Raw genomic sequence first — 24,573 nt, forward strand, 5'->3', positions numbered from 1 at the left:
CAAGATCAACTTTGCGTACGGGGTTCCGGCGCCGCCGGCCGGCGTTCAGGAGCCGGCGCGCAACCGCTCGTCGAGTGCGCCCAGGTCCGGCACGAACCAGACCTGGGCGGCCCGGTTCGACTCGTACACCAGGGCCCGCAGTGCCGAACTGGCCGCCAGGTGTCGGCTGATGTCACCGACGACGACCAGCCGGATCCGGTAGTTGACGAACTTCTGCATCACCTCGCCGGCGAAACGGGTGCCCAGCGAGAAGAAGTCGTCGCCGAGCCGGCTCGCCGGTACGGCCACCACCTCGGCCCCGGCGAACGCCGCGCCGATCAGGTCCAGCGCGTCCTGCTCGGTCACCAGCGGCGGACCGGCGGGGTCGCACACCAGCACCGGCACCCCGGCCCGCTCCCGTATCACGTCAGGCACCGTCCACCTCCCCGGCGAGCAGGCCGTTGCCGTCGGCGAGCACGGCGTCGACCAGGTGCAGCAGTTCGGCGGTCTCGGTGGCGCCGCCGAGTATGACGATCTTCATCCGGTTCCTCTCCCGGTCGTGGACGGTCTGTACGCGCAGCGGATGCGCGGGGTCGCCGGCGTTGTTCGCGGCGGCCAGCACGAGCGTGCCCAGCCGGTCCGCGCCGACCCGGTCGATCCCCTCGACCTGCACGATGCTCGAGACCTCCACCGGCGCGACGCCGGTCGGCGTGGCGGGTGGCGGCTGTCCGGTCAGCACGTCGAGGTCGGCCGCGGCGATCCGGTACTGCTTACCGATCCGTACGGCCCTGAGCCGGCCGGCCCGGATGTAGCCGCGCACGGTGCGCACGTGCAGCCCGAGCCGCTCGGCCACCTGCTCGACAGAATACATTTCATCCCTCATCGCTCCCTATCGTAGGCACGATGTGGAGCGATGGGGAAGGCGCAGGTGAGTGACGTCTCGACCCCGCCGAGTGGCGGGCCGACCCGGGCGGCACCGCCATTGATCGACATCGGCCTTTCGCCGGAATCGAGCGGCCCGTGTGGGCAATCGAGTATTGGCCGCAATTCGCGTTATCGTCGGCTGACACCGCAGGAATTGTCGGTGATCGACTTTTCGGCGGGCCGGTCCGACGAAGACGAGGAAGGCCGCACGTGCCGGGCATCCCTTCCGAAGCAGACGCCGAAGCCGCACCGACACCGGCGGCCGGCGCCGCGCGGCCACCCGCCGCCGACACCCCGGACCCCGCCGGTGAACCGCACGGACACCGCCGGCGGAGGAATGCCGAAATCGAGCCGCCGGACGATTCCGCCGCACTGTCCGGCGCGGTCGCCGGCCACCATTCAGGCGAGGTGGGCAACCGGTGAACGAAATCCGGCGTACGACGCTCGGCGCGATCGTCACCGGCACCGCCCTGGCCGGCTGCGGCTACCTGATCCTGCCGCTGCTCGGCGACACGCACACCCGGTGCGGATCACCGCCCGGGCCGGACCTACCGGCCGCCGGCACCGCCCCCTCCGCCCGGTGCCACGCCGTCGACCTCGCGTTCCAGTTCCGGCCGTTCCTGCTCTGGCTCGGACTGTTCGTCCTCGCGTGCGGGATCGTCGTCAAGGTCCTCGGCCGGGTCGACGGCGAGCCGGACGCCCCGGCATCCGCCCTGCCCGGCGGTGGCGGCCTGCCGCCGCACGAATGGCCGGATCCGGCGGCGGCCGCGTCCGCGATCGCCCTGGCCCACGCCACCGTCCGGATGCTGGCGGCCGGCGACACCACCGCACCGGACGCCGTCCGCGAACAGGTCGACGACCTCCTCGACCGGCAACTGCGCGAAGTCGAACCCGACGGCGGGCTCGACACCTTCTGGACCGATCCGATCGACCGGGTGAACCGGCGGGCACTGGTCGAGGCGGTCGCGCGACGGGCCGAAGACGATCCCGACTTCCTCCGGCAACTGCGGGCGTACGTCGACGCTCACCGGCCGGCCGGCCCCGGTCACTGACCACCCGGTACGCGTCACCCCGCGAACCGGTCGAGCGCCCGCCGCACGTGGTCGCGGGTCGTGCCGGTGGGCAGATGCCCGGCCTCCTCGACGACGATCAACTCCGCGTCGGGCCAGGCCCGGGCGAGCTGCCAGGCGGTGTCGAGCGGGCCGCCCAGATCGACCCGGCCGTGGACCAGCACGCCGGGAATCCCGGCCAACCGTCCGGCGTCGCGGATCAGCGCCCCCTCCTCCAGCCACGCGCCGTGCGCGAAGTAGTGCGAACAGATCCGTACGAACGCCAGCTTGGCGGCCGGCGGCCGGTCGCCGTACGGGTTGCTGGCGCCCTTCGTCTCGTTGGACACGGCGGCGTCCTCCCAGGCGAGCCAGTCGACGGTGGCCTTCTCCCGGACCGCGGCGTCGGGGTGGTTCACCAGCCGGGCGTACGCCCCGACAAGATCGCCGTCGGCGGTCGTGCCGGACGCGGCGACGAACCGTTCCCACTGCTGCGGGTAGAAGCGGCCGACGCCCCGGTACAACCAGTCGATCTCGAGACGGCGGGTCGTCGTCACGGCCGAGATGACGATCTCGGACACCCGCTCCGGATGCCGCTGCGCGTACGCCAGGATCAGCGTCGAACCCCACGAGCCGCCGTACAGCAGCCACCGGTCGACGCCGAGGTGCTCGCGCAGCCGCTCCATGTCGGCGACCAGATGCCAGGTCGTGTTGTGCGCCAGGTCGGTTGCGGGATCGGCGGCGTGCGGCGTGCTGCGTCCGCAGCCACGCTGGTCGAACTGGACGATCCGGTAGCGGTCCGGGTCGAACAACTGCCGGGCGAGGGTCCCGGAACCGGAGCCGGGCCCGCCGTGGACGACGACCGCGGGCCTGCCGTCCGGGTTCCCGCTGACCTCCCAGTAGACGCGGTTGCCGTCGCCGACGTCGAGCATCCCCGTCTCGTACGGCTCGATCGGCGGATACAGCTCTCCCATTTTCCGGCCTCCACGATGTCGACGGCGCTGCCGTTCCCCGATCATCCGGACGCCGGCGCCGCGCGCAACCCGGTTCCGCCGGCATGCGGCGGCCGGCCACCCGACCGGCCGCCGCATGCCCCGCCGTACGGGATCAGCGCCGCTTCAGCACGAAGACACCCCACCCCAGGTACGGCCGCCCGTAGCGGACGTACCGCAGTGGGGCGGTGTCGAGTTCGGCCCGGAACGCACCGGCCAGCTCGTGGCCGGGGTTGGCGTCCAGCCACGTCCGCACCGTGAACCACTGCGCGGCCACGTACCGGTCCCAGCTGTCCTCGTCGGCCAGGACCATCTCGACCAGGTCCCAACCGAGGTCGCCGAAGAGGGTGACCAGGCCCGGCAGGTCCCGGAAGTCGTCGCGGGAGGTGGCGTGGCATCCTTCGACGGTCTCCTGGTCGGGCGGGTCCAGCCGCCAGAACGGCTCGCCGACCAGCAGCAGCCCGCCCGGGCGCAGGCTGCGTTCGAGCAGGGCGATGGTGCCGGCGACGCCGTCACCGATCCAGGTGGCGCCGACACAGCAGGCGACGTCGACCGGTGTCGCGGCGACGTATCCGGCGGCGTCGCCGTGCCGGAACGTCACCCGGTCGGCGAGCCCCAGCTCGGCGACCCGGGCCCGGGCGGCGTCGACGAACACGGTGCTGATGTCGACCCCGGTGCCGGTGACACCGTGGTCGCGGGCCCACATGCACAGCATCTCGCCGCTGCCGCTGGCCAGGTCGAGCACGGTCGTATTGGGCCGCAGCCGGACCGCCCGGCCGAGGACCGCGAACTTCTGCTCGGTGAACGGGTCGTGGATGCGGTGGTCGCGCTCGCGGATGGTGAAGCTAGGTGGAAGGTCCACTTCTGGGGTTCCTCACGTCAGGGATGGTCAGCTGGTCGATCCGGGACGACGCGACGACCACCGGCATGGTCCACCTCCCACGAGACGTGAAGACCGCCAACCTAACCCCCGCCGCCGGCACCGTCGACCGGGTTTACGCCGGCCGCGCCGGCGACGTCCGTGCGCAGCCGGGCGTGTACGTGCATGTCGTGCCAGCCGTCGGCGTGCAGCGTCGAGCCACGCGCGGTCCCCTCCAGACCGAACCCGAGCCGGCCGGCGACCCGGCACGACGCCGTGTTCGCCACCGAGTGCCGAAGCTCCAGCCGGTGCAGCCCGACGGTGCCGAACGTCCAGGCCGCCATCGCCCGCGCCGCCCGGCCGGCGACGCCGCCGCCCCGCGCCGCCGGCAGCACCCAGTACGACAGCTGCGCCACCCCCTCCGACAGCGAGACGGTCCGCAGCCCGATCTGGCCGACCGGCGTCCCGTCCCGCGAGCCGACGACCGCCCAGCTGGCGTCCGTCTCGTCCGCCCAGCGCCCGGCCCAGCCGGCGATCCACTCCCGAGCCTCGTCGTCGCTGTCGATCCGGCGGGCATGCCAGCGCTGGATGGCCGGACAGTCGAACGCCGCCCGTACGACCGCGGCGTCGTCCACCCGCCACGGCCGCAACACCAGCTCGTCGTCCACCGTGAGTCGGGGCTGCTCCAGCCCGCGCAGGGCACCGGCGGGCAGCACCGGGCCGGCAAGTATCGGCATGCCCACATCATCACCGATGCGCCACCCCGCCCCATGATCGACGGTATGGTTCGCGGATGGCACGACTGTGGTTCGTCACCGGAGCGGGCCGGGGCCTGGGGCGCGCGTTCGCCGAGGCCGCCCTCGCCCACGGCGACACCGTCGTCGCGACCGTACGCCGCGACGACGCCCTCGACGACGTCGCGGCACGCTTCCCGGCCCTGCACCGCCGGCGGCTCGACGTCGCCGACCACGCCACCGTCCGGTCCGTCGTCGACGAGGTGGCCGCCTCGATCGGCATACCCGACATCGTCGTCAACAACGCCGGGTACGGCCTGGTCGGCGCCGTCGAGGAACTCGGCGAGGCGGAGATCCGCGCCCAGTTCGACGTCAACCTGTTCGGCGCGCTCTGGGTCACCCAGGCCGTACTGCCGCACCTGCGCCGGCGCGGCTCCGGCCGGATCGTGCAGGTGTCGACCGTCGGCGCCGTCGGCCACCTGCCGCTGTTCGGGGCGTACAACGCGACGAAGTGGGCCCTGGAGGGGTTGAGTGCCGCCCTGGCCGACGAGGTGCGCCCGCACGGCATCGGCGTGTACCTGCTCCAGCTCGGCGGGTTCGCCACCGACTGGGCCGGCGCCAGCATGCGGTTCGCGACCGCCGACCCGGCGTACGCGCAGCCCCGCGCCGCGATCCTCGGCCAGCCCGACTACCCCACCCCGGAGCAGGTCGCGGCCGCGGTGGAGCAGCCGGCGGAGGACGCCGGCGAGTGGGCCGAAGCGCCGCCCTCGGTGGCCGCCGAGGCGCTGCTCACCCTCCTCGACCAGCCGGACCCGCCGCTGCGTACGGTGATCGGCAACGGCGCCCACGACATGGTCCGCATCGCCCTCGAAGGCCGCCGCGACGACTACCTGAAGGACCCGGCGTTCACCTGGCCCGGCCCACCGGCCACCCCCGCCCGGCACTGACACCGGCCCACGGTCAGTCCGCCGGCTTCTCCCAGACCGAGACGTGCTGGCCGCTCTCGCTGGTGAACGGCTCGCGGCTCCAGCCGTCCCAGCGCTCCCGCAGCCGCAGCCCGGCGAGCTGGGCCATCAGGTCGAGTTCGGCCGGCCACACGTAGCGGAACGGCACCGACCAGAACGAGCCCCGGCCGTCGACGACCTCGACGTAGTTCGAACTCATCTCCTGGGTGGCGACGTCGTAGAGGTCGTACGCCCACCCGGTCGCGCTGGTCCGGAACGGCACGACGTTCTGCCCGGCCGGAAGCTTGCGCAGGTCGGGAACCATCACCTCGACGACGAAGCGGCCGCCCGGTTCGAGGTGCGCGGCGACGGTGCGGAAGCAGGCGACCTGCGCCTCCTGAGTCGTGAGGTTCATGATCGTGTTGAAGACCAGGTAGGCGACCGAGAACGTCCCGTCCACCCTGGTCGTGGCGAAGTCGCCGATCGCGTCGCCGCCGGGCTTGGCCCGCAGCCGGGCCACCATCGCCCGGGACATGTCGATGCCGTGGACCGGCACACCCCGGCCGGCCAGCGGCAGCGCGATCCGGCCCGTGCCGATGCCGAGTTCGAGGGCGCGACCGCCGCCGGCGAGGTCCGCCAGCACGTCGACCGTGCCGCCCACCACCTCCGGCCGGGACATCTCCGACCCCGGATCGTCGTACCGCGCCGCGACGTCTTCCCCGAAATAGCCGTCAGGATCGTCCATCGGCGGACCGTACCGCGGCCGGTCGCCGCGACGCCCGTGAATTTCCGGTGGGCCGCCGCCCGGTCCGCGTCGGGTCCGCGTCCGTGCGAGCATGGTCCGATGACGATCGCCGACACCTACCGCGAGTTCGCCATCCGGGAGGCGCACGGCGAGTCACCCGCCTACGAACGGCTCGCGCACGCGGTGTCCCGCGACGACGAGATCCTGACCCGGCTGGCCGGACTGCCGCCGGGAAAGCGCCAGCCGAACCTGCTGTTCGCCGTCGTACGGCTGCTCGGCGGCCCGGTCGACGACCCGGTCGACGACCCGGCCGCGTTCCACGACTTCACCGTGGCGCACTGGCCGGCGGTGGTGGCACAGATCCTCGCCCGGGCAACCCAGACGAACGAGGTCGGGCGCTGCGCCGCCCTGCTGCCGGTGCTCGCCACCCTGCCGGGCCCGCTGGCCCTGCTGGACGTGGGCGCGTCGGCCGGCCTGTGCCTCTATCCCGACCGGTACGCCTACCGCTACGGCGACCAGCTCGTCGGATCCGGCGCCCCGGTGCTCGACTGCGCCGCCACCGGCGTGCCCGTGCCGGCCGTACCGCCGGAGGTGATCTGGCGGGCCGGCATGGACCTGAACCCGCTCGACGTGACCGACCCGGCCGACGTCGCCTGGCTGGAGGCGCTGATCTGGCCCGAGCACACCCACCGGCGTGCCCGGCTGCGGGCCGCCGTCGCGGTCGCGCAGGCTGATCCGCCGCTGCTGATCCGTGGTGACCTGGTGGACGACCTGCCGGCCCTGGCCGCGCGGGCGCCGGCCGACGCGACGCTCGTCGTCTTCCACACCAGCGTGCTCTACCAGGTGCCGGCCGCGGGCCGGGAACGCTTCACCGAGACCGTACGCGCCCTGCCCGGACACTGGATCTCCGTCGAGACTCCCGACGTGGTGGGCTTCGACAGCCTGCCCGCACCGCCCGACGGGGGGCTGCACAACGTGCTGGCGCTCGACGGCACGCCGCTCGCCTGGGTGCGGGGACACGGCCAGTCGATCACCTGGTTCGGCTGACGATGGCGGACCCGGCGGCCGGGCTGCGGCACGTCTACTGGCTCGGCGGCGGCAGCGGCGCCGGCAAGTCGACCGTCGCCCGCCGGATCGCCGACCGGCACGGCCTGCGCCTGTACGCGACCGACGACATGATGCCGGACCACGCCGCCCGGGGCACCGCCGACGAGTGCCCGTACCTGCACCGGTTCATGGCGATGGACATGGACGAGCGGTGGGTACGCCGATCCCCCGCCCTCATGCTGGAGACGTTCCACTGGTTCCGGGGCGAGGGCTTCGCCCACATCGTCGACGACCTGCTCCGGCTGCCGACCGAGCCCGGGATCCTGGTGGAGGGCTTCCGGCTGCTGCCGTACCTGGTGAAGCCGCTGCTGGCCACCCCGGCGCACGCCGTCTGGCTGCTGCCGACGCCGGCGTTCCGGCGGGCCGCGTTCGCCAGCCGCGGTTCGCTGTGGACGATCGCCGGCCGGACCAGCGTCCCGGAGCGCGCCCTGCGCAACCTGCTCGAACGTGACCGGATGTTCACCCAGCGGCTACGGGAGGAGACGGGCGTCCTCGGCCTGCACGCCGTCGACGTCGACCCGTCGTCGACCGAGGACGGTCTGGTCGACCGGGTCACGCGTTCGCTCGGCCTCTGAAACCCTCGACCATCGGCGTACGACCTCAGGATCGAGCCGGACTTCCGCTTTCCGGCTCGACCGTGCTCGCGGCGCTCGTCACCCGGGCACGGCGTCGGGTCCCCATCAGCGCGCCGATGCTGGCGGCCACGACCAGGGCGATCCCCGCCGCCTGTACGGGACGCAGCACCTGTCCGAGCAGGAGGAAGCCGGCCAGGGCACCGCCGGCCGGAGCCATGCTGACGAGGATTCCGAAGACGTGGCTCGGCAGGTGCCGCAGCGCGTAGAGGTCACACAGGTACGGCACGGCCGAGGAGAGGAGCGCCACCAGCATCCCGGTCAGCAGCACGTCCTGCTGCAGCAGTTGGCGACCGCCGATCACGGCGCCGAACGGCAGCGCGAGGACGAAGCCGACGGCCAGCGCGAAACACAACCCGTCCGCGTTGCCGTACCGCTGGCCGATCCGCTTGCTGCCGACGATGTACAGCGCCCGGCACGTCGCGGCGACGAGCGCGAACCCGATCCCCCATCCGTCGAGGTGGCCGACGTTCCAGGTCAGCAGGACGACACCCGCGGCGGCGACCAGACCCCAGATCCGGTCCCGGAACCGGGCCGCGCCGATCAGTACGACGGCCAGCGGCCCGAGGAACTCCAGCGTCGTGGCGACACCCAGCGGGAGGCGGCTGATCGCCGCGAAGAACGAGGCGTTCATGAGCGCGAGCACCGCGCCGAACGTGACGACCAGTGGGAGGTCGCCGCGGGTGATGCGGCCGACCTTCGGCCGTACGGCGATCCAGGTGAACACGGCGGCGAAGCCGAGCCGCAGGGTGGCGGCGGGCACCGCGCCGATCCTGGCGGCGAGACCTGTCGCGAAGACCGCCCCCAGTTGAAGGCTCGTCATCTGCAGGAAGACCAGCATCGTCGACACCGTCGTACGGCGTTCGGCGACGTCCGTACGCGCGCCGTGGGTGCGTGGCTCGGGCTCGAGTTCCAATCCGGGCCTTTCTTGCGTTCGCGGGTGGTGTCCCGGTTTGCATCTTCATCACGCCCCCGTTGGGGCCGCTGGCGGGCGTTGCCTCCCGTAGCCGCACCCGCCCGGCTCCGCCGGCGGGTGTGGCTACGGCTTCGGCGTCCACGACTCAGAGCGCCCGGGTCGCACCGTCGCGAGTAGGCTCACCTCCGAATCGCAGGAGAAGGTGTAGACCTGGATCGACCCGCTGCGGGATTGGAGATAGATGGCGACGCCGGTGGCGGTTCGGTGACAGGACAGCACGCGGCCGTCCCGGTCGGGCGGCCGGTCGTGGGCGGAGATCACAGCTCCCCCTCTGTAATAGTCGTAGCGCCATAGAGCCTTACATGTGAGCATACGTAAGATGTCATTCGACTTCAACGGTTACCGCAGCGACGGGCTGGCGCTCGCCGCACTCCTTGTCAACGCGGTCCACGCGGGACAGCCCCCCGAGCAGCTCCACGCCCTGCTCGTAGAGCAGGGCGTGATCGTGGACGACTCCGTCCTCGACCGTGCCATCGACCTGGTCGACTGGATACATGGGCTGCGACGGGTGTTCGCCGCCGCCTCCGCCGAGGAAGCCGGTCAGACCGTCAACGAGTTGCTGGCGAAGGTCGCGTTCGCGCCCCACGTCGTCGATCACGGCAACGGTCTGCACATGCACTACGCACCACCGGAGGCGTCGACGGTGCACCGCGTCCAGACGAACACCGCCATGGCGCTCGCACTGCAGATCGCCGAATCGGGGGTGACCCGCTTCGGCGTGTGTCCGGCCGACTCGTGCGGACGCGTCTTCGTGGACGCCTCACGTAACGGAAAGCGCCGCTACTGCTCCGGGGCCTGCTCGAATCGCAGCAACGTGGCGGCGCACCGGGCCCGCCAGGCCGCCGAGGCCGGAACCGACCGCAGGAACATCTGAGCCCCAAGACTGTTCGAGCGTGCCGTACCGCCGTCAGGGCACGGGCCGGCGGAACCGTGGGGCCGCGTACGCCTGGGTCGAGCCACCGCCACCGCCGTCGTCGTGCCGGAGGCTGTGACGATGCCCCGGCCACGACCTGCTGCCGCGACCGAGGAGGCCACCCGGTGAGCAAGACCGTCGCGTACCCGTTCGACGACCGGGCCCGCACGCTGTGCCCCGGCCTGCGCGTCGACACCGTGCTGCACCGCACCGACAAGGCGGTCCTGCTCGCCGGCACGCTCGACGGCCTCGACGTGGTCGCCAAGCTCCTCATCGACACCGACCCGTTCTGGCAGGCCAAGTTCACCGCCGAGATCGACACCTACCGGGCGTTCGAGGTTGCGCCACCGCCGGTGCCCGCGCCGAGGTTGCTCGCCGCCGACCCGGACGCCGGTGTGCTGGTGTCCACCCGCCTGCCCGGCGTGCCGGCGGCCCGCGACCGGTACCCGACGGCGCTGTCCCCGGACGACGTAAGGGTGATGCTCCAGGCGGCCCGGGACCTGCGGGGGTGGTCGGCGCCGGACGACCTGTTCCCGGCGGTGTGGGACTACCCGCACCGCTTCGGCCGGTACCGCACCGAACACGGTCTGCTCGACGCCCGCGACGAGGCCGCCCTGAACGCGCTCGCCGCCGCGGCCGGGCCGATGCGCCTGGCGCACGGCGACCTGCTGCCCGCCAACGTGCTCCGGGCCCCCGGCGGGGTGCTGACCGGGGTGCTGGACTGGGGAGTTCACCGGCCGGTTCCTACCCGGTCTCGACGCGGCGTTGCTGTGGATCGTGCTCGGGCAACTGCCCGCCGCCCGCCGTGACGCCGAACAGATCGCCGGCGACGGCGTACCGCGACAGGCCGGGTTCTGGGCCAATGCCGCCACCCTGTGCGTGCGAGAGTTGCGTACCCACGGCGAACTACCCGACGGACCGTTGCGGGCCGCCCGGCTGCCCTACCTGCGGGCGACGTGGGAAACCGTCCGGGGACGGGTGCACGAGCTGGCCGGGCAACTGTGACGAGCCGGGGCGCGCGTGGCCCAGGGCAAGGGGGCGACATGACGCCCGCAGCCGCCGAGCGGCGGAAGTCCCGTGAAAGATCTCCTGGCATGGTGTCGGATCCGGGGCGAGTCGTTCGTAGAACAGGTGAGAGGCGGCCGGAGGAGGCCGCCGGGGCAAAGGAGTGACGGGATGACGCAGTACCTGATCTCGTTCGATGACGGCGCCATGGACCACATCTCCGAGGAGGACCTGCCCGATGTGGGCAAGGCAGCGCACGCGGTGGTCCAGGAGGCCGTCAACGCCGGCGTGTTCGTGTTCGGCGCCGGACTGGAAAGGCAGCGGGCGAGCGTCGTCGCCACCGACGGGCTGGTCACCGACGGCCCCTACCCGGAGACCAAGGAGGTCATCGGCGGGCTAGTGATCGTCGACGTGACCTCGCGCGAAGAGGCGCTGGCGTGGGCCGCCAAGTTCGCCGCCGCTTGCCGCTGTGCGCAAGAGGTCCGGGCACTCATGCCCGACCCCGAAACAGACGCGATGCTCCGCCAGGCTGACAGACGCCGGTAGGCGTCATCGCTAGAGTTTCCGACTGTGCCCAGAGCCTTGCGCACCCCGTCGTGGATACGTTGATCACCTACTACGACGACGCCACGGACACCAGTTCGTCCTGACGCGCATGCTGTGACACCCGATCCCCCGGTGCCTGACTCGACAAGACCGGTGTGGCGCGGTCAGCTCTGCCCGCTCGTTGGTGGCACGTTGGCCCATACACACTTAGCTACGACTGAGTACGCAGACCACCTTGCCGAGGATCACCGCCCGGTCACCGGGGATGACGGGGTAGCGCGGATTACGGGGTAGCAGGTCCACGGCGCCATCGCGGATACGCAAGACCTTGACGGTGGCCTCGTCGTCGATCATCGCGGCGACGATGTCGCCACTGTCGGCCACCGCTTGCTGCCGCACCACGACGACGTCACCGTCCGCGATGCCAGCTTCGACCATCGAATCTCCACGGACGTGCAGGGCGAACAGCCTTCCGTGGCCGACCAGTTTCCTGGGCAGGGTCAGGACTTCCTCGACGTGCTCCTCGGCCAGAATGGGAGCGCCGGCAGCGATCGAGCCCAGCAGTGGAACCTGGACGCCCGAGCGCTCGCCCGGATCGGCAGGGGCGTCCGAGTGTCGCGACGGGCGGGCGTCCACCGCGCGTGGCCCGCGTGCAGCCCGGCGCAGGAATCCGCGCTCTTCGAGCACCTTCAGGTGGTACGCCACCGACGACGGCGACCCGAGTCCGACCGCAGCGCCGATCTCCCGCACCGTCGGTGGATACCCGTGGCGCTCGACCCACTGCCGTATCACGGCCAGGATCTGCTGTTGGCGAGGACTCAAGCCGGGCAGGTCCGGCGGCAGCTCCGAGGACGTCATCCTCGGACGATACCCCCGCGTTCGATCAAATGTGCTAACCGTTTGCGTCTTCAGTTCAGGCCTGCCGGGTAGGTCGACTCCAGGCGCCGGTTCGCTCGGCAGCCCCGTGCGGTTTCGGGATGGCCGGGCGAGTGGCTCCAGCTTCAGCAGTCAGGCGCGTTCACTCACCAAGCTTCCCGCGCCGACGGTGCTTCCAATTATTGGATTACCGGTAACTGCAATCCGATAATTGCCTCCAGGGGAAGCGGACATAAGTACCCAAAATCCCCGTACACCATAATGACCGTTATGGTGTAACAGGATGGTCGGCTGCAATCCGGGTGGCAGAGGCTGCTGTTCCGGTCCCGCTGTAACTGACACCTTCCCGCGCAACTGATACGCCGGACCACCGGTCTGACAAACGGCCCACCCGATCTGATGAGAAGACCGACGTCGATGGCCGGTTTGGCCACGCGCGACGCTGTCGACGTCTCAGACGTCCCTGAGGCAGTCAGGTCCGTTGCGGACAGGGGGAAGGCTTGTTACGTTCCTCCGTTGGAGGCGGATGATCGCCGTCCCCGGACGAGATGTGCGCCGTACCCGGTCTGCAAAGACGACGCTCGCAGGAGACGTCATGACCGGCCGTACGCACCCGATCGACTTCACCTCACCGCCCGCCGAGGGGCGAAGCCTCGACGTGCGATGGATCCACGGCTCGGAGTCGGCCAGGCATAACACCGACCCCGAGATCCAGGTGCACGCCTACGACGCGCACACGGTCATCCTGCGGCAGAACATGGCGGTCAACTACGAGGCGCCGTTTCTGTTCCTGCTCTTCGGTAACGACCGCGCCGTCCTGCTCGACACCGGGGCCACCGCCCGCCGCGGAGTTCTTCCCGCTACGCCGCATCGTTGACGAACTGGTGGCGCGGTGGCTGGCCGACAACCCCCGCGATAGGTACGAACTGCTGGTCCTGCACACGCATGCCCACGGCGACCATGTTGCCGGCGACGGGCAGTTCGCCGACCGGCCCGACACCGTGGTCGTGGGCGCCGACCGCGCGACCGCGTGGGCCTACCTCGGCCTTGGCGGCGATCTGGACCGGGTGACCACGCTCGACCTGGGCGGGCGGGTGCTGGAGTGCCTGGCCAGCCCCGGCCACCACGAGGCGGCGGTGACCTTCTACGACGCCTACACCGGTTTCCTCTTCACCGGCGACACCGTCTACCCCGGGCGCCTCTACGTGCAGGACTGGGCAGCCTTCCGAGACACCATCGACCGCCTCGTCCGCCTCACCGACACGCGCGCGGTGAGCCACGTCCTCGGCTGCCACATCGAGATGACCACCACGCCCGGCGTCGACTACCCGATCCGCACCACGTACCAGCCCGACGAGCCACCGTTGCAGATGAGCCCCCAGCGCCTGCGGGACATCCGTGCGGCCATCGACGAGGTCGCCGAGCAGACCGGACGGCACTCCTACGCCGACTTCATCATCTGCCGGTAACCGTGATGGGTGGCCATCCCCCCGGCCGGTCACCACCGCTGCCGTGGTGATCGGCCGTGCCTTCGTCGACAGCTGGATGGAAGACCCAATCGATCTCATAACCCCAGCTCGACGGAGGTTCGCCGGGGGACCGGACACCAAATACGGCTGCTGCGCCACGAACACACAACTACGGTGCTCCGATGCAGGCATATGAGGCTCAGCGGGCAACACAGGCAGCCATATCGAGCGCCTCATGGCTAGGCCTAACCGCCCACGACGCCGCCGTCCTGCACAACTCGAACACGCTCACCCTGCGTTTGCAGCCCTGCGACGTGCTCGCCCGGGTGGCGCCGGCCGCGCATCAGTGCGCCCAGCTTGAAGTGGATGTCGCTCAGCGGTTGGCCGAGGTCGGGAGCCCGGTGGCCGCGCTGGAATCGCCCCAGGTCTTTGTCCGGGGCGACTACGTGGTCACCTTCTGGACCTACTACGAACCGGTGACTACCCATTCGCTCTCAAACGCCGAGTACGCCGGCGCGCTCGAACGTCTGCACGCCGGAATGCGGAAGGTCGACCTGCCCACCCCGCATTTCACGGACCGGGTTTCCGAGGCCCAGACGCTCGTGGCCGACCATGCCCGAACACCGGAGCTGGCCGACCTGAACCGGGTCTTCCTCGCCAGCACGTTGGACCGCCTGCGACGAGCGGTCAGCGAGAGCGGCCGCCCCGAGCAGCTCCTGCACGGCGAACCCCATCCGGGCAACCTGCTCTTGACCCGGACCGGCCCGCTTTTCATCGACTTCGAGACGTGCTGCCGGGGGCCGATCGAGTTCGACCTGGCCCACGCGCCCGACAAGGTCGGAGACCACTACCCGAACGTCGATCACCGACTGCTCCGAGATTGCCGGACCCTCGTGCTGGCGATGATCACAGCGTGGCGCTGGGATCGCGACGACCAGTTCCCCGACGGCCTCCAACTCGGCATCGAGTGGCTGAACCAACTCCGGGGGAAGGTAACGGCCCAGTCCGGATAGGTACGTCGACTCACGTTATCGACAGGAGCGCGGGCCGCAGCCAGCCCGTCGAGAGTGCGCTCGGACATCAGAACTCGGCAATGGAACCGAGAATCGGAAGCGTCACGAAGGCGCGGACACGGGTTGTGTAACGGACCCGGCCTGGGCGGATGCGACGGCACGCGCGTGTATCACGAACGATCCTTCACGGGCACTCCGACTGAACCTCGCATCCTCCTGCTACGGCGACGGTAGGAGCCCGGTGATCCGGGTGAGGGCGGCGTCGAGCGTCTCGGCGTCGACCCTGCCGATTCCGATGGCGATGCCGGTCGGCGGGTTCCCGGCGGTCGCGTGACTGCCGAGGCCCTCGACGGCGATACCGGCCCGTCCGGCACGCCGGACCAGGTCGGCTTCGTCGACATCGGGCGGTAGGAGCAGGCTGACGTGCAGACCTGCCACCGCCGGGACGGCGGTCGTACGCCGGCCCAGCTCGGCCGCCAGGTGCCGCCTCAGCACGGCCCGTCGAGGCGCGTAGCTGCGGCGGAGCCGGCGCAGGTGGGCGGCCATGCTGCCGTCCGAGAGCAGGCCGGCCAGCGCCCGCTGGCTGAGCGGATCGCCGCCGAATGAGGTGAGCTGGCACAACGTTCGCAGCGTGGGCATCAGCGTGGCCGGAGCCACGAGATAGCCGAGGCGCAGGGCCGGTGACAGGGTCTTGCTGAACGTGCCGACATAGACGACGCGCCCATCCGGGTCCAGCAGGTGCAGGGGCTCGACCGGGCGACCGGTGAACCGTAGTTCGGTGTCGTAGTCGTCCTCGATGATGGCGGCGTCGTGTGTCCGGGCCCAGTGCAGCAGTTGCTGGCGGCGTCGCAGCGACAGGACACAGCCCAGCGGGAACTGGTGTGACGGTGTCACGTACACCAGCGTCGCTTGTGACGGCAGCGCGTCGACGACGATGCCCTCGTCGTCGACGGGGACTCCCACGACCGTCGCGCCGCGCACCTGGGCCAGGTCACGAAACCGTGGATAGCCCGGGTCCTCCACGGCGACCACCGTGCCCGGGCTGACCAGCGCCGTGAGTACCAGGTCGAACGCCTGTTGCGCGCCGGCGGTCACCATGACCCGCTCGGCGCCGGCCCAGCGGTAAGACGGACACCCACGTGTGTCGGCGACCCGCCATGGGCCGGGCAGGACAAAACACCGGCACGCGAGCGACACTGAGACGTGAGTTCCTGGTAGCGCCGGACGGCGTAGCGATCGACCAGCCCTACCGGGAGGTCACCCGTCTCCCCGACGCCACACGCCGAACCAGACCAGGTTTCCAAGACGCGCTCCAGTGCCCACGAAGTTGTCGCCTGCGGCGGCCCCGCGGCCCCTCCAAAAATGTGCCCCGTTCAGGCAGCGATGCTGCGCAAGGGTGCTCGACAGAGGGAAGTAGCGACTGTCGCTGACGCATGGCCCGACCGGTCGACGCTCACCGGGTTCGCCAGACCTGTATCGCACGCTCCGCACGCCTTGAGGGGATGAGGCATGGCGCTGCTCTCGTTACTCGACTCACTCGACGTCCTGAACGGGATCGTCATCCCGGCTCCGGTGCGTGCACTGCTCGACCGCCTGGATCCCATCGGTCCGCCTCCGGCCGGCCCGCTGCCCGTCTCGGGCGCGCTGCGCACCACCGCCGACCTGCCGCTCGTGCTTGGCGCCTCCTTGAACGCCAACACCGCGCTCGGCTGGGGGTTGGCGCAGGAGGGAACAAGCAGGAAGCTCACGCTGACCCTCGACGCCGGAGTCGACGCGCCCGTCCCCGGTCTGATGACCGCCACCGTGGTGGCAACGGGCGCCGGCGCGACCGCGCGGATGCGCTTCACGGCGACCGCCACGCCATTGACGCTGAAGCTGCAGGGCACCGTCGTCGTTCACCTATCCCCCGACGGTGCCTCGGTCTCGATCGAGAGACTGACGATCACGCCGTCGGCGCGCGACGTCTCGCTCGCCGCGGGATTCGGGCTGACGCTGCCGTCCTCCTTCTCGATCGTCCACGACGTCGTCGACCTCGCCGACGCGATCCTCGTCCTCCCCGGCGCCGTGCCGCTCCTCGGCGGCCTGCCGATCAAGGCCGCGATCACCGGGCCCCGCGGGGCGCAGGACCTGACCGTGGCCCTCCCTCCCGCCGGTGCGGATCCGAAGGTGTCAGGATCGCTGACGTTCCGCCTGCCCGAGAACTTCGTGCTCACCGACCTCGTGCCCACCATCGCCGACGTCGCACTCGCGCTCCCCGGCCGATCGCGGCCGTTCGGCGCCGCCGGTCCCGAGATCACGGGTGCGGTCACGATCCGGACCGTCCTCACGCGCCCTCCCGAGAACCCCGCCGACCTCACGATCGCCGTCACCGCGCAGTCCGATCGAGCGGACGGGCTCGTCTCCGGTGGCGGGACGGATCCGGGCGACATCGCCCTCGGCGTCACGCTCGTGTTGGGGCCGGCGATGGCCGCGCGGCTGGGCGCGATGGGCCCTGCCTCCCTCGCTGCGCTGTACGGGGCCGCGGCCGCGCTCGGCGGCACGATCGCGACGCACGGCGACCACACCCTGAATAGCGTCACGCTGCAGGCCGCCCCCGCCACGGGCGTGCTCGTGGCGTCGCTCGACGTCTCCGGCGGCATCGGCTTCAAGACGATGGATCTCGGGATCGCGAAGATCTCGATGGATGCGGCGCGCCCGATGCGGGTGCGCTGGCGGGGGATCACCGCGACCGTGGATCTCGGAGCGCTCGCCGGTGGCGCCGCGGCGGCGAAGGCCCTCGACATCGACTTCCGTGGCGCGCGCTGCGACGTGATCGATCCCGGCGGCTGGCGGATCACCACGACCGGTAATCCCGGACGACGTCCTGCGGATCGTCGGCACGCGCTCGGGAAGCGGGTCGACGTGGGTCGAGGTCGATCTGCGGTTCGCGCTCGATCTCGGCCCGGTGAAGGTCTCGGGCGCGACGGTACGCGGCACCTGGGACGGTGGCGCGCCGAGCTTCGGTGTCCGCGGCTTCGACGCCCGGCTCGACCTCCCGGGCGTCGTGGTCGGCGGTGGGAAGTTCGAGCTCGGCGCAGACGCGGCGACCGAGGGCATCGCGATCTCGCTGTGGGGCACGCTCGTACCGCTGAACGTCGGCGGCTTCCTCGTCTTCGCGATGAAGAAGACGGGAAACGTCACCCAGTACGCGTTCGGCATCGGACTCGACCTGCCCGCCGCGATCCCGCTGGGCCCGACCGGGCTCGGCGTCTACTCGATCGCCGCGTCCTTCGGAGCGAACGCCGCGATGACGCCGCTCACGCCGGGCCCCGGCGAGCCGCCCGATCCGCTGAGGAAGCTGCGCGAATGGACGCCGTGGGACGGACTGGCAATCGCCGACGGCGAGACCACGATCGGCGCGGGCGTCGTCATCGGGACCGTCCCGGACGGCGGGCTGACGTTCAGCGCGCTCGGCGTGCTCGGCATCACGGTGCCGGACCTCGCCCTGCGCCTGGGCATCAACGCCGAACTGTTCCGCGCGAAGCGGCAGACGATGACGGCGCTCAAGGCCGGCGGCGCCGCCGACCCTGGCGTCGGGCTCTCCCTCTTCGGCGGCCTGTCGACCACGGGCAGCGAGCTCCTCATCGGCGTCGAGGGCCGGTACACCGTGCCGTACGTCGTGGATGTTCGCGTCCCCGTCACCGCCCGGTTCGGCTTCGACGACGCGAGTGCCTGGTACCTGCGCGCCGGCAGTGACGAGGGGATCGGCACGCATCCGCCGCGTCCGCCCGGCCCTGTGCAGGCGACCCTCTTCAAGGGACTCGGTCCGCTGGAGACCACGGGCTGGGCGTTCCTCATGCTCAGCGGGAACGGGATCGATCAGGTCGCCGGTCGGAACGTCTCGCCGCGGGGGTTCGCGGTCGCTCTCGGCGTCGGGTTCGCCAAGACCTTCGGGGTCAGGGGCGTGCTGTGGGCGAGCGTGTCCTCGAGCCTCGTCGCGGCCATCGGCACGATGCCGGTCATGGTGTGGGCCGAGGGGCGTCTTGCCGGCGAGGTCGGCATCGGCCCGTTCACGCTCGGCGTCGACGCGCTGCTGCAGGTGCGGGTCGGGCCGGACGAGCGCCTCGACTTCCACCTACGCGTGTGCGCGGTCGTCGATCTCTGGTTCACGACGTTGGAGGGATGCATCGAACTCGGCGCGATCGATCCATCCGACGCCGATCCGATCGTCCCCGGAGACGAGGACTGGCCGTGGCCGCGGGTCGACCTCGCCGATGGGCTCGGACGCCTCCTTCCGGACGCACGTCCGCTGACCGGGCACGTCGGCGCGGATGCGCCAGCCGAACCACCACCACCGGCCGGGCCGGCCGCGCCGACAGACTGGGCGTCGGCACCGATCGTGTGGACGGACACCACCCCGCTGCTGACCTTTCCCATCGCGCCGATCCCGAGCCCGGGAGTGCCCGGTGAGAACGGCTCTTCCAACGGCGGAAAGTCCGGCGCCGGACGCACGACCTTCGAGTGGCGCCTCACCGCCCTGACGCTCGAGCCGATCGACCAGAACGGCGCCCCGGCAGGGGCCGCGGTGAACCTGACGCGATCGGCCTGGCAGCCCGCGCTCGGCCTTCCCGCGGACGCCGCCGCCGTCTCCTGCGCGCGCCAGCTCGCGCTGCTCACACGCTCACGCTGGCTACCGTTCGTCCACGCGGGCCCGGGTGACGGTGCCGGCGACGCGCTGCGCGGCGCCGTCGGGCTGTGCGGCGTCCGGTTCGCCGCCGGGTGGGCATGGACGTATGGCGTCGACGCGCGCCGTGCCCCCGCCTCAGGTGACTGGCACGTCGCCCGCCGCGGCGACCTCGGTACGTTCTCCCCGTTCACGACCCTGGCGCGCGGCGTCGGCTTCCGGATCGATCGGCCGGTGCGGGAGACGACGTGGGGGCAGTCGAGCGTGGACTGGGCCGACGGCCCGGTCGGATACGCCGACGCGCTGCCGGTGTCGGTCCCCGCGGACGGCGCGGGCGAGGACGAGTCCTTCCCCGGCGCCTTCCGGACCCGCTCGCCGAAGTGGGTCGCGCTGCCGTACGAGGGAGGTCGGACCACCTACCGGATCGCGCTGGACGAGCCCGCCGACGCCGGTAACCTCGTCCTCGCCGTGCACCTGCTCGGGTACGAGGCGGCGGGCGGCCCGGACGGGCTGAGTAGGCACCTGCAGGCGACGGTCGAGAACGACGGCGGAGGATCCGAGCCCGTCGCCGACATCCGCGTGGAGCGCTCCCCCGCAGCCGCTGCGAGTGACGCGGATGCGCTCGTCGTCCTCGTCCTCCCCGTCGGCCGGCGGGTCACCGCTGTCTCGTGGACGCTCACGTGGGCGGCCACGGTCGACGTCGTGGGCCTGTACGCGCGCAGCTCCGCCGACGTCGAGGCCGCATCGGCGGCCGAGAACGACCGGCAGCGCAGCGTCGACGCCGACGGCCAGGATGCGGCCCCGGGCAAGGACGTGAGCCGCCTGCGCACGATCCTCACGCCCGGCACCCGCTACCGCCTGTCGGTCGCCCTCGCCTGGACGCGAGTCACCGACGGAGGATCGGGCGCCCCACCCACGCGGGAGGACGGCGTCACGCGTACCGCGACCTGGTTCTTCCGCTGCGCGCCGCTGCCGCCGGCCGGCACAGCGCCGATCACCCGGTGGAAGGCGTCGGTAGCGAGCGCCCCGCTGGTGCCGTGGAAGGTCGACACGTTCTCCGTCGAATACCTGGAGCGGTACCTCACCGGCTACTCGGTCGCCGATCACGAGCGGTTCGTCTTCACCCGCGACCGACCTTCCGCCCGCTTCCGGGCGCCCCACGTCCGCGCCCTCGCGAACACGTACGGCCGCGACCTCGGCCTGCTGCTCAAGCCGACCGATCGACCGGATCCGCCACTGTTTCGCATCACGCCGATCGAAGGGCTGCACGGCCCGCTTTCGTTCCCGTCCGCCGATCCGGTGGCCGCGGCAAGCGCCGAGCACGGCTGTGCGCTTCCTCCCCGCGAGGCCGAGACGGCCTGGCCGGACGGCCTGCGGCCGAGCACGCCGTACGACCTGTCGGTCGCCCTGCCTCCACAGGGGACGACGGCGACCGCGGCGAGTCCGCAGCTGCGCGGGATCACGTTCGTCACCAGCGCGTTCGCCGGGCCCGAGGAGCTGGTCACCGCCCTGGGCTTCACGCGCGAGACCTCGGTGGGCGCGATCGCCGCCGCCGCGGCATCCGGCCATCTGCGGGTGACGCCCGCGCCCGGCCTCGCCCCGGGGCTGCGCGCGGACGACGACGAGTTCGACGCCGCCGTCACGGCGCTCGGGCTGCCGCCGCTGCGCGTCGCGGATCCGAGTCCCACCGGCGCGCGCCCCCGCGGTCGCAGCAGCCTCCTGTGGACGAAGCGGATCGATGGCCGCTGGGCGCTGCACGGTCTGCTGCTGGAGGCCGCCGAGCCTCTCGTCCGACGGGACGGTGCACGGATGGACGTCACGGACGCGGTCTACGACCAGTCCACCTCCAGCGCCACCACGCTGGCGATCCGGCGTCGCGACCGCACCGGCACCCGGGCGCTGTGGCTGACGCCGACGCCGGTCGTGCCGCCCGCCGACCGGATCCTGCGCCTACTCGTCACCGACCGGGGCGTGCCGTTCTGGATGCGGATCACCGTACCGACCGCACCCGCGTTCGCGGGGTCGGTGATCGTCGGGAGGAGCCGACCGTGAGCAGATTCCTCGCCCGTCACGATGAAGGGTTCGCCGAGGCGGCCGCGATCCGGCACGGCCGGCCCGTCCGCGGCGACGACCGGGTGCCCGAAGGGGTGCACTGGCGCGTCATCCCGCCGTCCGGCACGCTGCCCGCCGGGCCCGTGGTCGTGTGCGATGCGCCGATCGACGGCCACGGCGAGTCCGCCGACGTCCGTACGGACCGCGACGGCCCCTGGGAGGTGCACCGCGAGCAGGACCTGATCCTCACGATCGACGAGGACCCGGCCTGGATGACCGGGTGGGTCGGGCTCCAGGCCGACGGCGAACTACGGATCTCGGTCATCGCGGAGAAGACCGCCCCCAACGGCGAGTTCATCGAGATCACGGCCCGCGACACCGTCCCCGGCGACCAGGGGCCGTGGGTCGTGGCCAGCAGCGACATCACCCGCGTGCGGGTGACCGGCGAGGGGATCGTCATCGAGGCCTGGGCACGCCGCATCCCCCGCGAACTGGAGCGGGTCGGCCGCGTTCTCGACGTCGCCGCGCTGGATCCGGACGCCGCGGACGCCATGGCCGGCTCCTATGCGCCCCTGAACGTCGGGTTCGAGTCCGCGAAGGACAGGGTCCTGCGCGCCGCGCCCGATCAGCCGGTGCCCTACGCGCCGCGCTTCCCCTGGCCGGAGTACACCGTCGACGACGAGGTCCACCGGGTGACGGAGCTCGTCGAGGCGGGCGGCACGATCCGGAACTGGCTGCGGATCGCAGGCGAGGCGATCATGGCCGGCCGGCCGGGCAAGGTCGTGCAGGACGTCGGGGGCGGGCAGGGGCTGCGCTACCCGGTGGCGTCGGCGCTCGGCGTGGCCGCAGCCGATCCCGGGGTGGCGCGCTGGCTGGCGCGGCAGGGAATGTTCACCGATGAGGGCGAGCACTGGCGCGACGGCCGCCTGGCGATGGCCGTCGCGCTCGTACCGATGATCGTCCGCCGACTTCCCTTCCTGCTGCGGCCCTCGGCGGCGCTTGAGGAGTTGTACGAGCGGCAGGTGCCCGGCGCGCTGGACGAGTTGCGGGCGCGAGTCGCGGCGATCCCGGATCCTCCCGAGTTCGACGCTGGCCTCTTCGGACGCGGCCCGAACGGCCGGGCACCACTGCGGCGGCGCTGGGTCGTGGATCTCGTGCAGCTGCCGATGCCGCTCGTCGTGGAGGACAGCCCGGCGCTGCCGCGGACCCCGAGTCCGACCGTGTCCGGGGCGCCGACGTGGACGCTGGCAGAGCAGGTCGGCGCCGTGCCCCAACGTACGGACGCGTGGGAGCAGATGATCGCGCTGCGCGACGTCGCCCCGTTCGGGCCCGTCTCGTTCGTGCAGGTCGCGCACGCGCCCGGCGATCCCGAGCGCATCACGATGCACGACCACGAGGCGGGCAGCGAGGTCGCCCGTTCGCTGCTGGCCGGATGGCCGCAGCCGACGACGGTCCGCGCACTCCCGGAGACCGATGCGGTGCTGCGCGCGCGGGTCCCGCTCGCGACGCCCGCCGACGCCCGCACCGTGGAGTGGGAGGTGCGGCTCGGGGACTGGATCGGCCGCTGGGGCGAGCCCACGCGTGTGGTGGCCGATCCGCCTCCTCCCGCACCGCCGTCGCCGCCGGTGCTGCGCGCGACCTTCGTACGCGAACCCGCCACCGGCACCGCGCCCACCTCTGCGGGATTCGTGCACATCGAACTGGTCGTCGCGCCGACCACCGCGCCAGGTGCCCTTCCACTCGGCGCGGTACACCTGAGGATCGACGGCGTCTCGGTGCCGCTCGCGACGCCCGACGTGACCGCCGATCGGGTGACGCTGACGCATGATCATCCCGTGCCGCCGACCGTGCCGGGACAGAGCCGGATCGTGCACGTCGAGGCCGCGGTGACGGATGCCGCCGGCACGCCGTCACCGGCCCCGGATCCGGCGGTCGACGTACGCGCCGACGACGCCCGCCCCCTGCCGGTCCCGTCCGTCTCGCCGCGGCTGGTGATGACCGGTCGCCCCGGCCCCGCGCCCGACACGACGGTGCGTCTCAGCGTCCGGGCCGCGCCCGGCGCTGCGTTCTACCGGTTCTACGCAGCGCCGGAGAGTGTGGTTCGTGCTGCCGTCGGACTGTCGCCGGACGGCTTCCGCGCCGATCCGCGCCCAGAACGCGCCGCCGCGCTGCTGGCGCGGGGCCGCCCACCACGGAAGGGCTTCACGCTCGCGACAAGCGCCGACGTCGTCGACGGCATCGCGACCGGCATGCTCACGGTCCCCGGCGCGACGACCGACCTCGTGCTCGTGCGCGCCGTGCCGGTGACCGGGGTCGTAGACGCGTACGGGAAGAAGGCCGAGGGCGTCGAGGCGGACGTGGCGACGGTCGCCCCGGCATACGTCGCGGTGCCGTTCGACGACGTCCCTCCCCTGCCGCGGCTGACCGCCGAGGTCGTCCACGACGGCGACGGGCGCAGCGCAGCGGTGACCGCGACGGTGTCCGGGGTTCCCGCCGACCTGCTGACCCGGTTGCCGGGCCGGATCGAGGCACGCCTCGTCGAGGCGATCGAGGGCACGGACCCCTACTACTGGCCGGAGGTCGCGGTGCTTCCGCTGGCCGCCCACGACGACGGATCCCACACCGGGACAGCGCAGGTGCCGGTGCCGACCTGGGCGCGCGTGCGCCTGGCCGCATCCGTCCGCTTCGCCGCGGAGAGCACGACCGTGCCCGACGCGGACATCGTCATCGACCCCGACCTGTCATCCACAGCGCCGCAACTCGAGGCGATCGTGTCGCCCTGGGGTCCGCTGTCGGCACCGATCGCCGTCGACATCGACGGCCCCGAACCCGCGCTGACCGCTGCGCCGGATGCGGCGGGCACCGTCGTGACCGTGACGGGACTGCCCCTGATGGCCACCGGCAGCAGCCCGTTCACGGCCGTCGTCTACGTCGCCGGCCCCGACGGGTCGCTGAGCGAGTCGGCGTCCCACCCGGTCGTCGGCGAGAATCCGTCGTTCACATTCGCCCCCGCCGGATCCGCGGCCGCCGTCATCCTGATCGATCCGTTCGGCCGCTCCCGCCCTGCCGTACAGCTCGGCATCTAGTCGAAGACTCCC

Annotated in this window: 23 protein-coding genes and 1 riboswitch; of the genes, 13 read left to right on the forward strand and 10 right to left on the reverse strand. The window is 71.9% G+C overall.

Annotated elements, in window-relative coordinates; translation table 11 throughout:
- Positions 1 to 45: 45 nt before the first annotated feature.
- Both AB0I42_RS25895 and AB0I42_RS25900 read right to left on the reverse strand, forming a co-directional pair.
- On the reverse strand, positions 46 to 414 hold the full coding sequence (locus AB0I42_RS25895) for a DUF4180 domain-containing protein (RefSeq protein ID WP_357540940.1): 369 nt from the start codon (positions 412 to 414) through the stop codon (positions 46 to 48).
- Positions 407 to 850, reverse strand: coding sequence for a helix-turn-helix domain-containing protein (locus AB0I42_RS25900; RefSeq protein ID WP_357540942.1), 444 nt, complete (start codon positions 848 to 850; stop codon positions 407 to 409). The genes AB0I42_RS25895 and AB0I42_RS25900 overlap by 8 nt, the downstream gene beginning before the upstream one ends.
- A gap of 472 nt (positions 851 to 1,322) precedes the next feature.
- On the opposite strand from AB0I42_RS25900, the gene AB0I42_RS25905 reads away from it, so the two are divergent.
- Positions 1,323 to 1,955 (forward strand): hypothetical protein, encoded by a 633-nt coding sequence (locus AB0I42_RS25905; RefSeq protein WP_357540944.1) that lies wholly within the window; start codon positions 1,323 to 1,325, stop codon positions 1,953 to 1,955.
- Positions 1,956 to 1,969: 14 nt separating this feature from the next.
- Here the strand turns inward: AB0I42_RS25905 and pip are convergent, their stop codons facing one another.
- From pip to AB0I42_RS25920, 3 genes are all read right to left on the reverse strand, one after another.
- Positions 1,970 to 2,923, reverse strand: a complete 954-nt coding sequence (gene pip, locus AB0I42_RS25910) for a prolyl aminopeptidase (RefSeq protein ID WP_357540945.1) — start codon at positions 2,921 to 2,923, stop codon at positions 1,970 to 1,972.
- A gap of 133 nt (positions 2,924 to 3,056) precedes the next feature.
- Entirely contained in the window at positions 3,057 to 3,803 is a 747-nt protein-coding gene (locus AB0I42_RS25915) for a methyltransferase domain-containing protein (RefSeq protein WP_357540947.1), read from the reverse strand.
- A 101-nt stretch (positions 3,804 to 3,904) separates the two neighbouring features.
- Positions 3,905 to 4,537, reverse strand: coding sequence for a GNAT family N-acetyltransferase (locus AB0I42_RS25920; RefSeq protein WP_357540949.1), 633 nt, complete (start codon positions 4,535 to 4,537; stop codon positions 3,905 to 3,907).
- A 56-nt stretch (positions 4,538 to 4,593) separates the two neighbouring features.
- Between AB0I42_RS25920 and AB0I42_RS25925 the strand changes: the two genes are divergently transcribed.
- Positions 4,594 to 5,481 (forward strand): SDR family NAD(P)-dependent oxidoreductase, encoded by an 888-nt coding sequence (locus tag AB0I42_RS25925; protein ID WP_357540951.1) that lies wholly within the window; start codon positions 4,594 to 4,596, stop codon positions 5,479 to 5,481.
- A gap of 13 nt (positions 5,482 to 5,494) precedes the next feature.
- Here AB0I42_RS25925 and AB0I42_RS25930 read toward each other — a convergent pair whose 3' ends face one another.
- Positions 5,495 to 6,223, reverse strand: coding sequence for a class I SAM-dependent methyltransferase (locus AB0I42_RS25930; protein WP_357540953.1), 729 nt, complete (start codon positions 6,221 to 6,223; stop codon positions 5,495 to 5,497).
- A 99-nt stretch (positions 6,224 to 6,322) separates the two neighbouring features.
- Here AB0I42_RS25930 and AB0I42_RS25935 point away from each other — a divergent pair, with 99 nt between their 5' ends.
- Both AB0I42_RS25935 and AB0I42_RS25940 read left to right on the forward strand, forming a co-directional pair.
- A complete protein-coding gene (locus tag AB0I42_RS25935; RefSeq protein ID WP_357540955.1) occupies positions 6,323 to 7,270 on the forward strand; it encodes a DUF2332 domain-containing protein in 948 nt (315 codons plus the stop codon).
- A 2-nt stretch (positions 7,271 to 7,272) separates the two neighbouring features.
- On the forward strand, positions 7,273 to 7,905 hold the full coding sequence (locus AB0I42_RS25940) for a hypothetical protein (RefSeq protein WP_357540957.1): 633 nt from the start codon (positions 7,273 to 7,275) through the stop codon (positions 7,903 to 7,905).
- A gap of 25 nt (positions 7,906 to 7,930) precedes the next feature.
- Here AB0I42_RS25940 and AB0I42_RS25945 read toward each other — a convergent pair whose 3' ends face one another.
- The gene (locus AB0I42_RS25945) at positions 7,931 to 8,878 is read right to left on the reverse strand and encodes an EamA family transporter (RefSeq protein ID WP_357540959.1); all 948 of its coding nucleotides are present in this window, start codon (positions 8,876 to 8,878) and stop codon (positions 7,931 to 7,933) included.
- Between the two features lie 379 nt (positions 8,879 to 9,257).
- Here AB0I42_RS25945 and AB0I42_RS25950 point away from each other — a divergent pair, with 379 nt between their 5' ends.
- The 4 genes from AB0I42_RS25950 (at position 9,258) to AB0I42_RS25965 (ending at position 11,402) form a co-directional block, all read left to right on the forward strand.
- Complete coding sequence (locus AB0I42_RS25950) at positions 9,258 to 9,812, forward strand: CGNR zinc finger domain-containing protein (RefSeq protein ID WP_357540961.1); 555 nt, start codon at positions 9,258 to 9,260, stop codon at positions 9,810 to 9,812.
- Positions 9,813 to 9,976: 164 nt separating this feature from the next.
- Positions 9,977 to 10,660 carry a phosphotransferase gene (locus AB0I42_RS25955; protein ID WP_357540963.1) on the forward strand — a complete coding sequence of 228 codons (684 nt, stop codon included), beginning with the start codon at positions 9,977 to 9,979 and terminating at the stop codon, positions 10,658 to 10,660.
- Positions 10,629 to 10,856 carry a hypothetical protein gene (locus tag AB0I42_RS25960; RefSeq protein WP_357540965.1) on the forward strand — a complete coding sequence of 76 codons (228 nt, stop codon included), beginning with the start codon at positions 10,629 to 10,631 and terminating at the stop codon, positions 10,854 to 10,856. Before AB0I42_RS25955 ends, AB0I42_RS25960 begins: the two co-directional genes overlap by 32 nt.
- Before the next feature lie 171 nt (positions 10,857 to 11,027).
- Positions 11,028 to 11,402 (forward strand): YciI family protein, encoded by a 375-nt coding sequence (locus AB0I42_RS25965; RefSeq protein WP_357540967.1) that lies wholly within the window; start codon positions 11,028 to 11,030, stop codon positions 11,400 to 11,402.
- 207 nt (positions 11,403 to 11,609) lie between these two features.
- Here AB0I42_RS25965 and lexA read toward each other — a convergent pair whose 3' ends face one another.
- A complete protein-coding gene (gene lexA / locus AB0I42_RS25970; protein WP_357540969.1) occupies positions 11,610 to 12,260 on the reverse strand; it encodes a transcriptional repressor LexA in 651 nt (216 codons plus the stop codon).
- A gap of 534 nt (positions 12,261 to 12,794) precedes the next feature.
- A riboswitch (guanidine-III (ykkC-III) riboswitch) is annotated at positions 12,795 to 12,862 on the forward strand.
- A gap of 11 nt (positions 12,863 to 12,873) precedes the next feature.
- Here lexA and AB0I42_RS25975 point away from each other — a divergent pair.
- The 3 genes from AB0I42_RS25975 (at position 12,874) to AB0I42_RS25985 (ending at position 14,760) form a co-directional block, all read left to right on the forward strand.
- Positions 12,874 to 13,155, forward strand: coding sequence for a hypothetical protein (locus tag AB0I42_RS25975; protein ID WP_357540971.1), 282 nt, complete (start codon positions 12,874 to 12,876; stop codon positions 13,153 to 13,155).
- Between the two features lie 7 nt (positions 13,156 to 13,162).
- Entirely contained in the window at positions 13,163 to 13,747 is a 585-nt protein-coding gene (locus tag AB0I42_RS25980) for an MBL fold metallo-hydrolase (protein WP_357540973.1), read from the forward strand.
- 182 nt (positions 13,748 to 13,929) lie between these two features.
- Positions 13,930 to 14,760 carry an aminoglycoside phosphotransferase family protein gene (locus AB0I42_RS25985; RefSeq protein ID WP_357540975.1) on the forward strand — a complete coding sequence of 277 codons (831 nt, stop codon included), beginning with the start codon at positions 13,930 to 13,932 and terminating at the stop codon, positions 14,758 to 14,760.
- Between the two features lie 219 nt (positions 14,761 to 14,979).
- Here AB0I42_RS25985 and AB0I42_RS25990 read toward each other — a convergent pair whose 3' ends face one another.
- The gene (locus tag AB0I42_RS25990) at positions 14,980 to 15,858 is read right to left on the reverse strand and encodes a PLP-dependent aminotransferase family protein (protein ID WP_357540977.1); all 879 of its coding nucleotides are present in this window, start codon (positions 15,856 to 15,858) and stop codon (positions 14,980 to 14,982) included.
- Positions 15,859 to 16,929: 1,071 nt separating this feature from the next.
- Positions 16,930 to 17,736, reverse strand: a complete 807-nt coding sequence (locus AB0I42_RS25995) for a hypothetical protein (RefSeq protein WP_357540979.1) — start codon at positions 17,734 to 17,736, stop codon at positions 16,930 to 16,932.
- Between AB0I42_RS25995 and AB0I42_RS26000 the strand changes: the two genes are divergently transcribed.
- Positions 17,705 to 21,475 (forward strand): hypothetical protein, encoded by a 3,771-nt coding sequence (locus AB0I42_RS26000; RefSeq protein WP_357540981.1) that lies wholly within the window; start codon positions 17,705 to 17,707, stop codon positions 21,473 to 21,475. The genes AB0I42_RS25995 and AB0I42_RS26000 overlap by 32 nt on opposite strands.
- Complete coding sequence (locus tag AB0I42_RS26005) at positions 21,472 to 24,561, forward strand: hypothetical protein (protein WP_357540983.1); 3,090 nt, start codon at positions 21,472 to 21,474, stop codon at positions 24,559 to 24,561. The genes AB0I42_RS26000 and AB0I42_RS26005 overlap by 4 nt, the downstream gene beginning before the upstream one ends.
- The last annotated feature ends 12 nt before the right edge of the window (positions 24,562 to 24,573 follow it).

Source organism: Polymorphospora sp. NPDC050346 (assembly GCF_040655695.1).
Lineage (GTDB): Bacteria > Actinomycetota > Actinomycetes > Mycobacteriales > Micromonosporaceae > Polymorphospora > Polymorphospora lycopeni.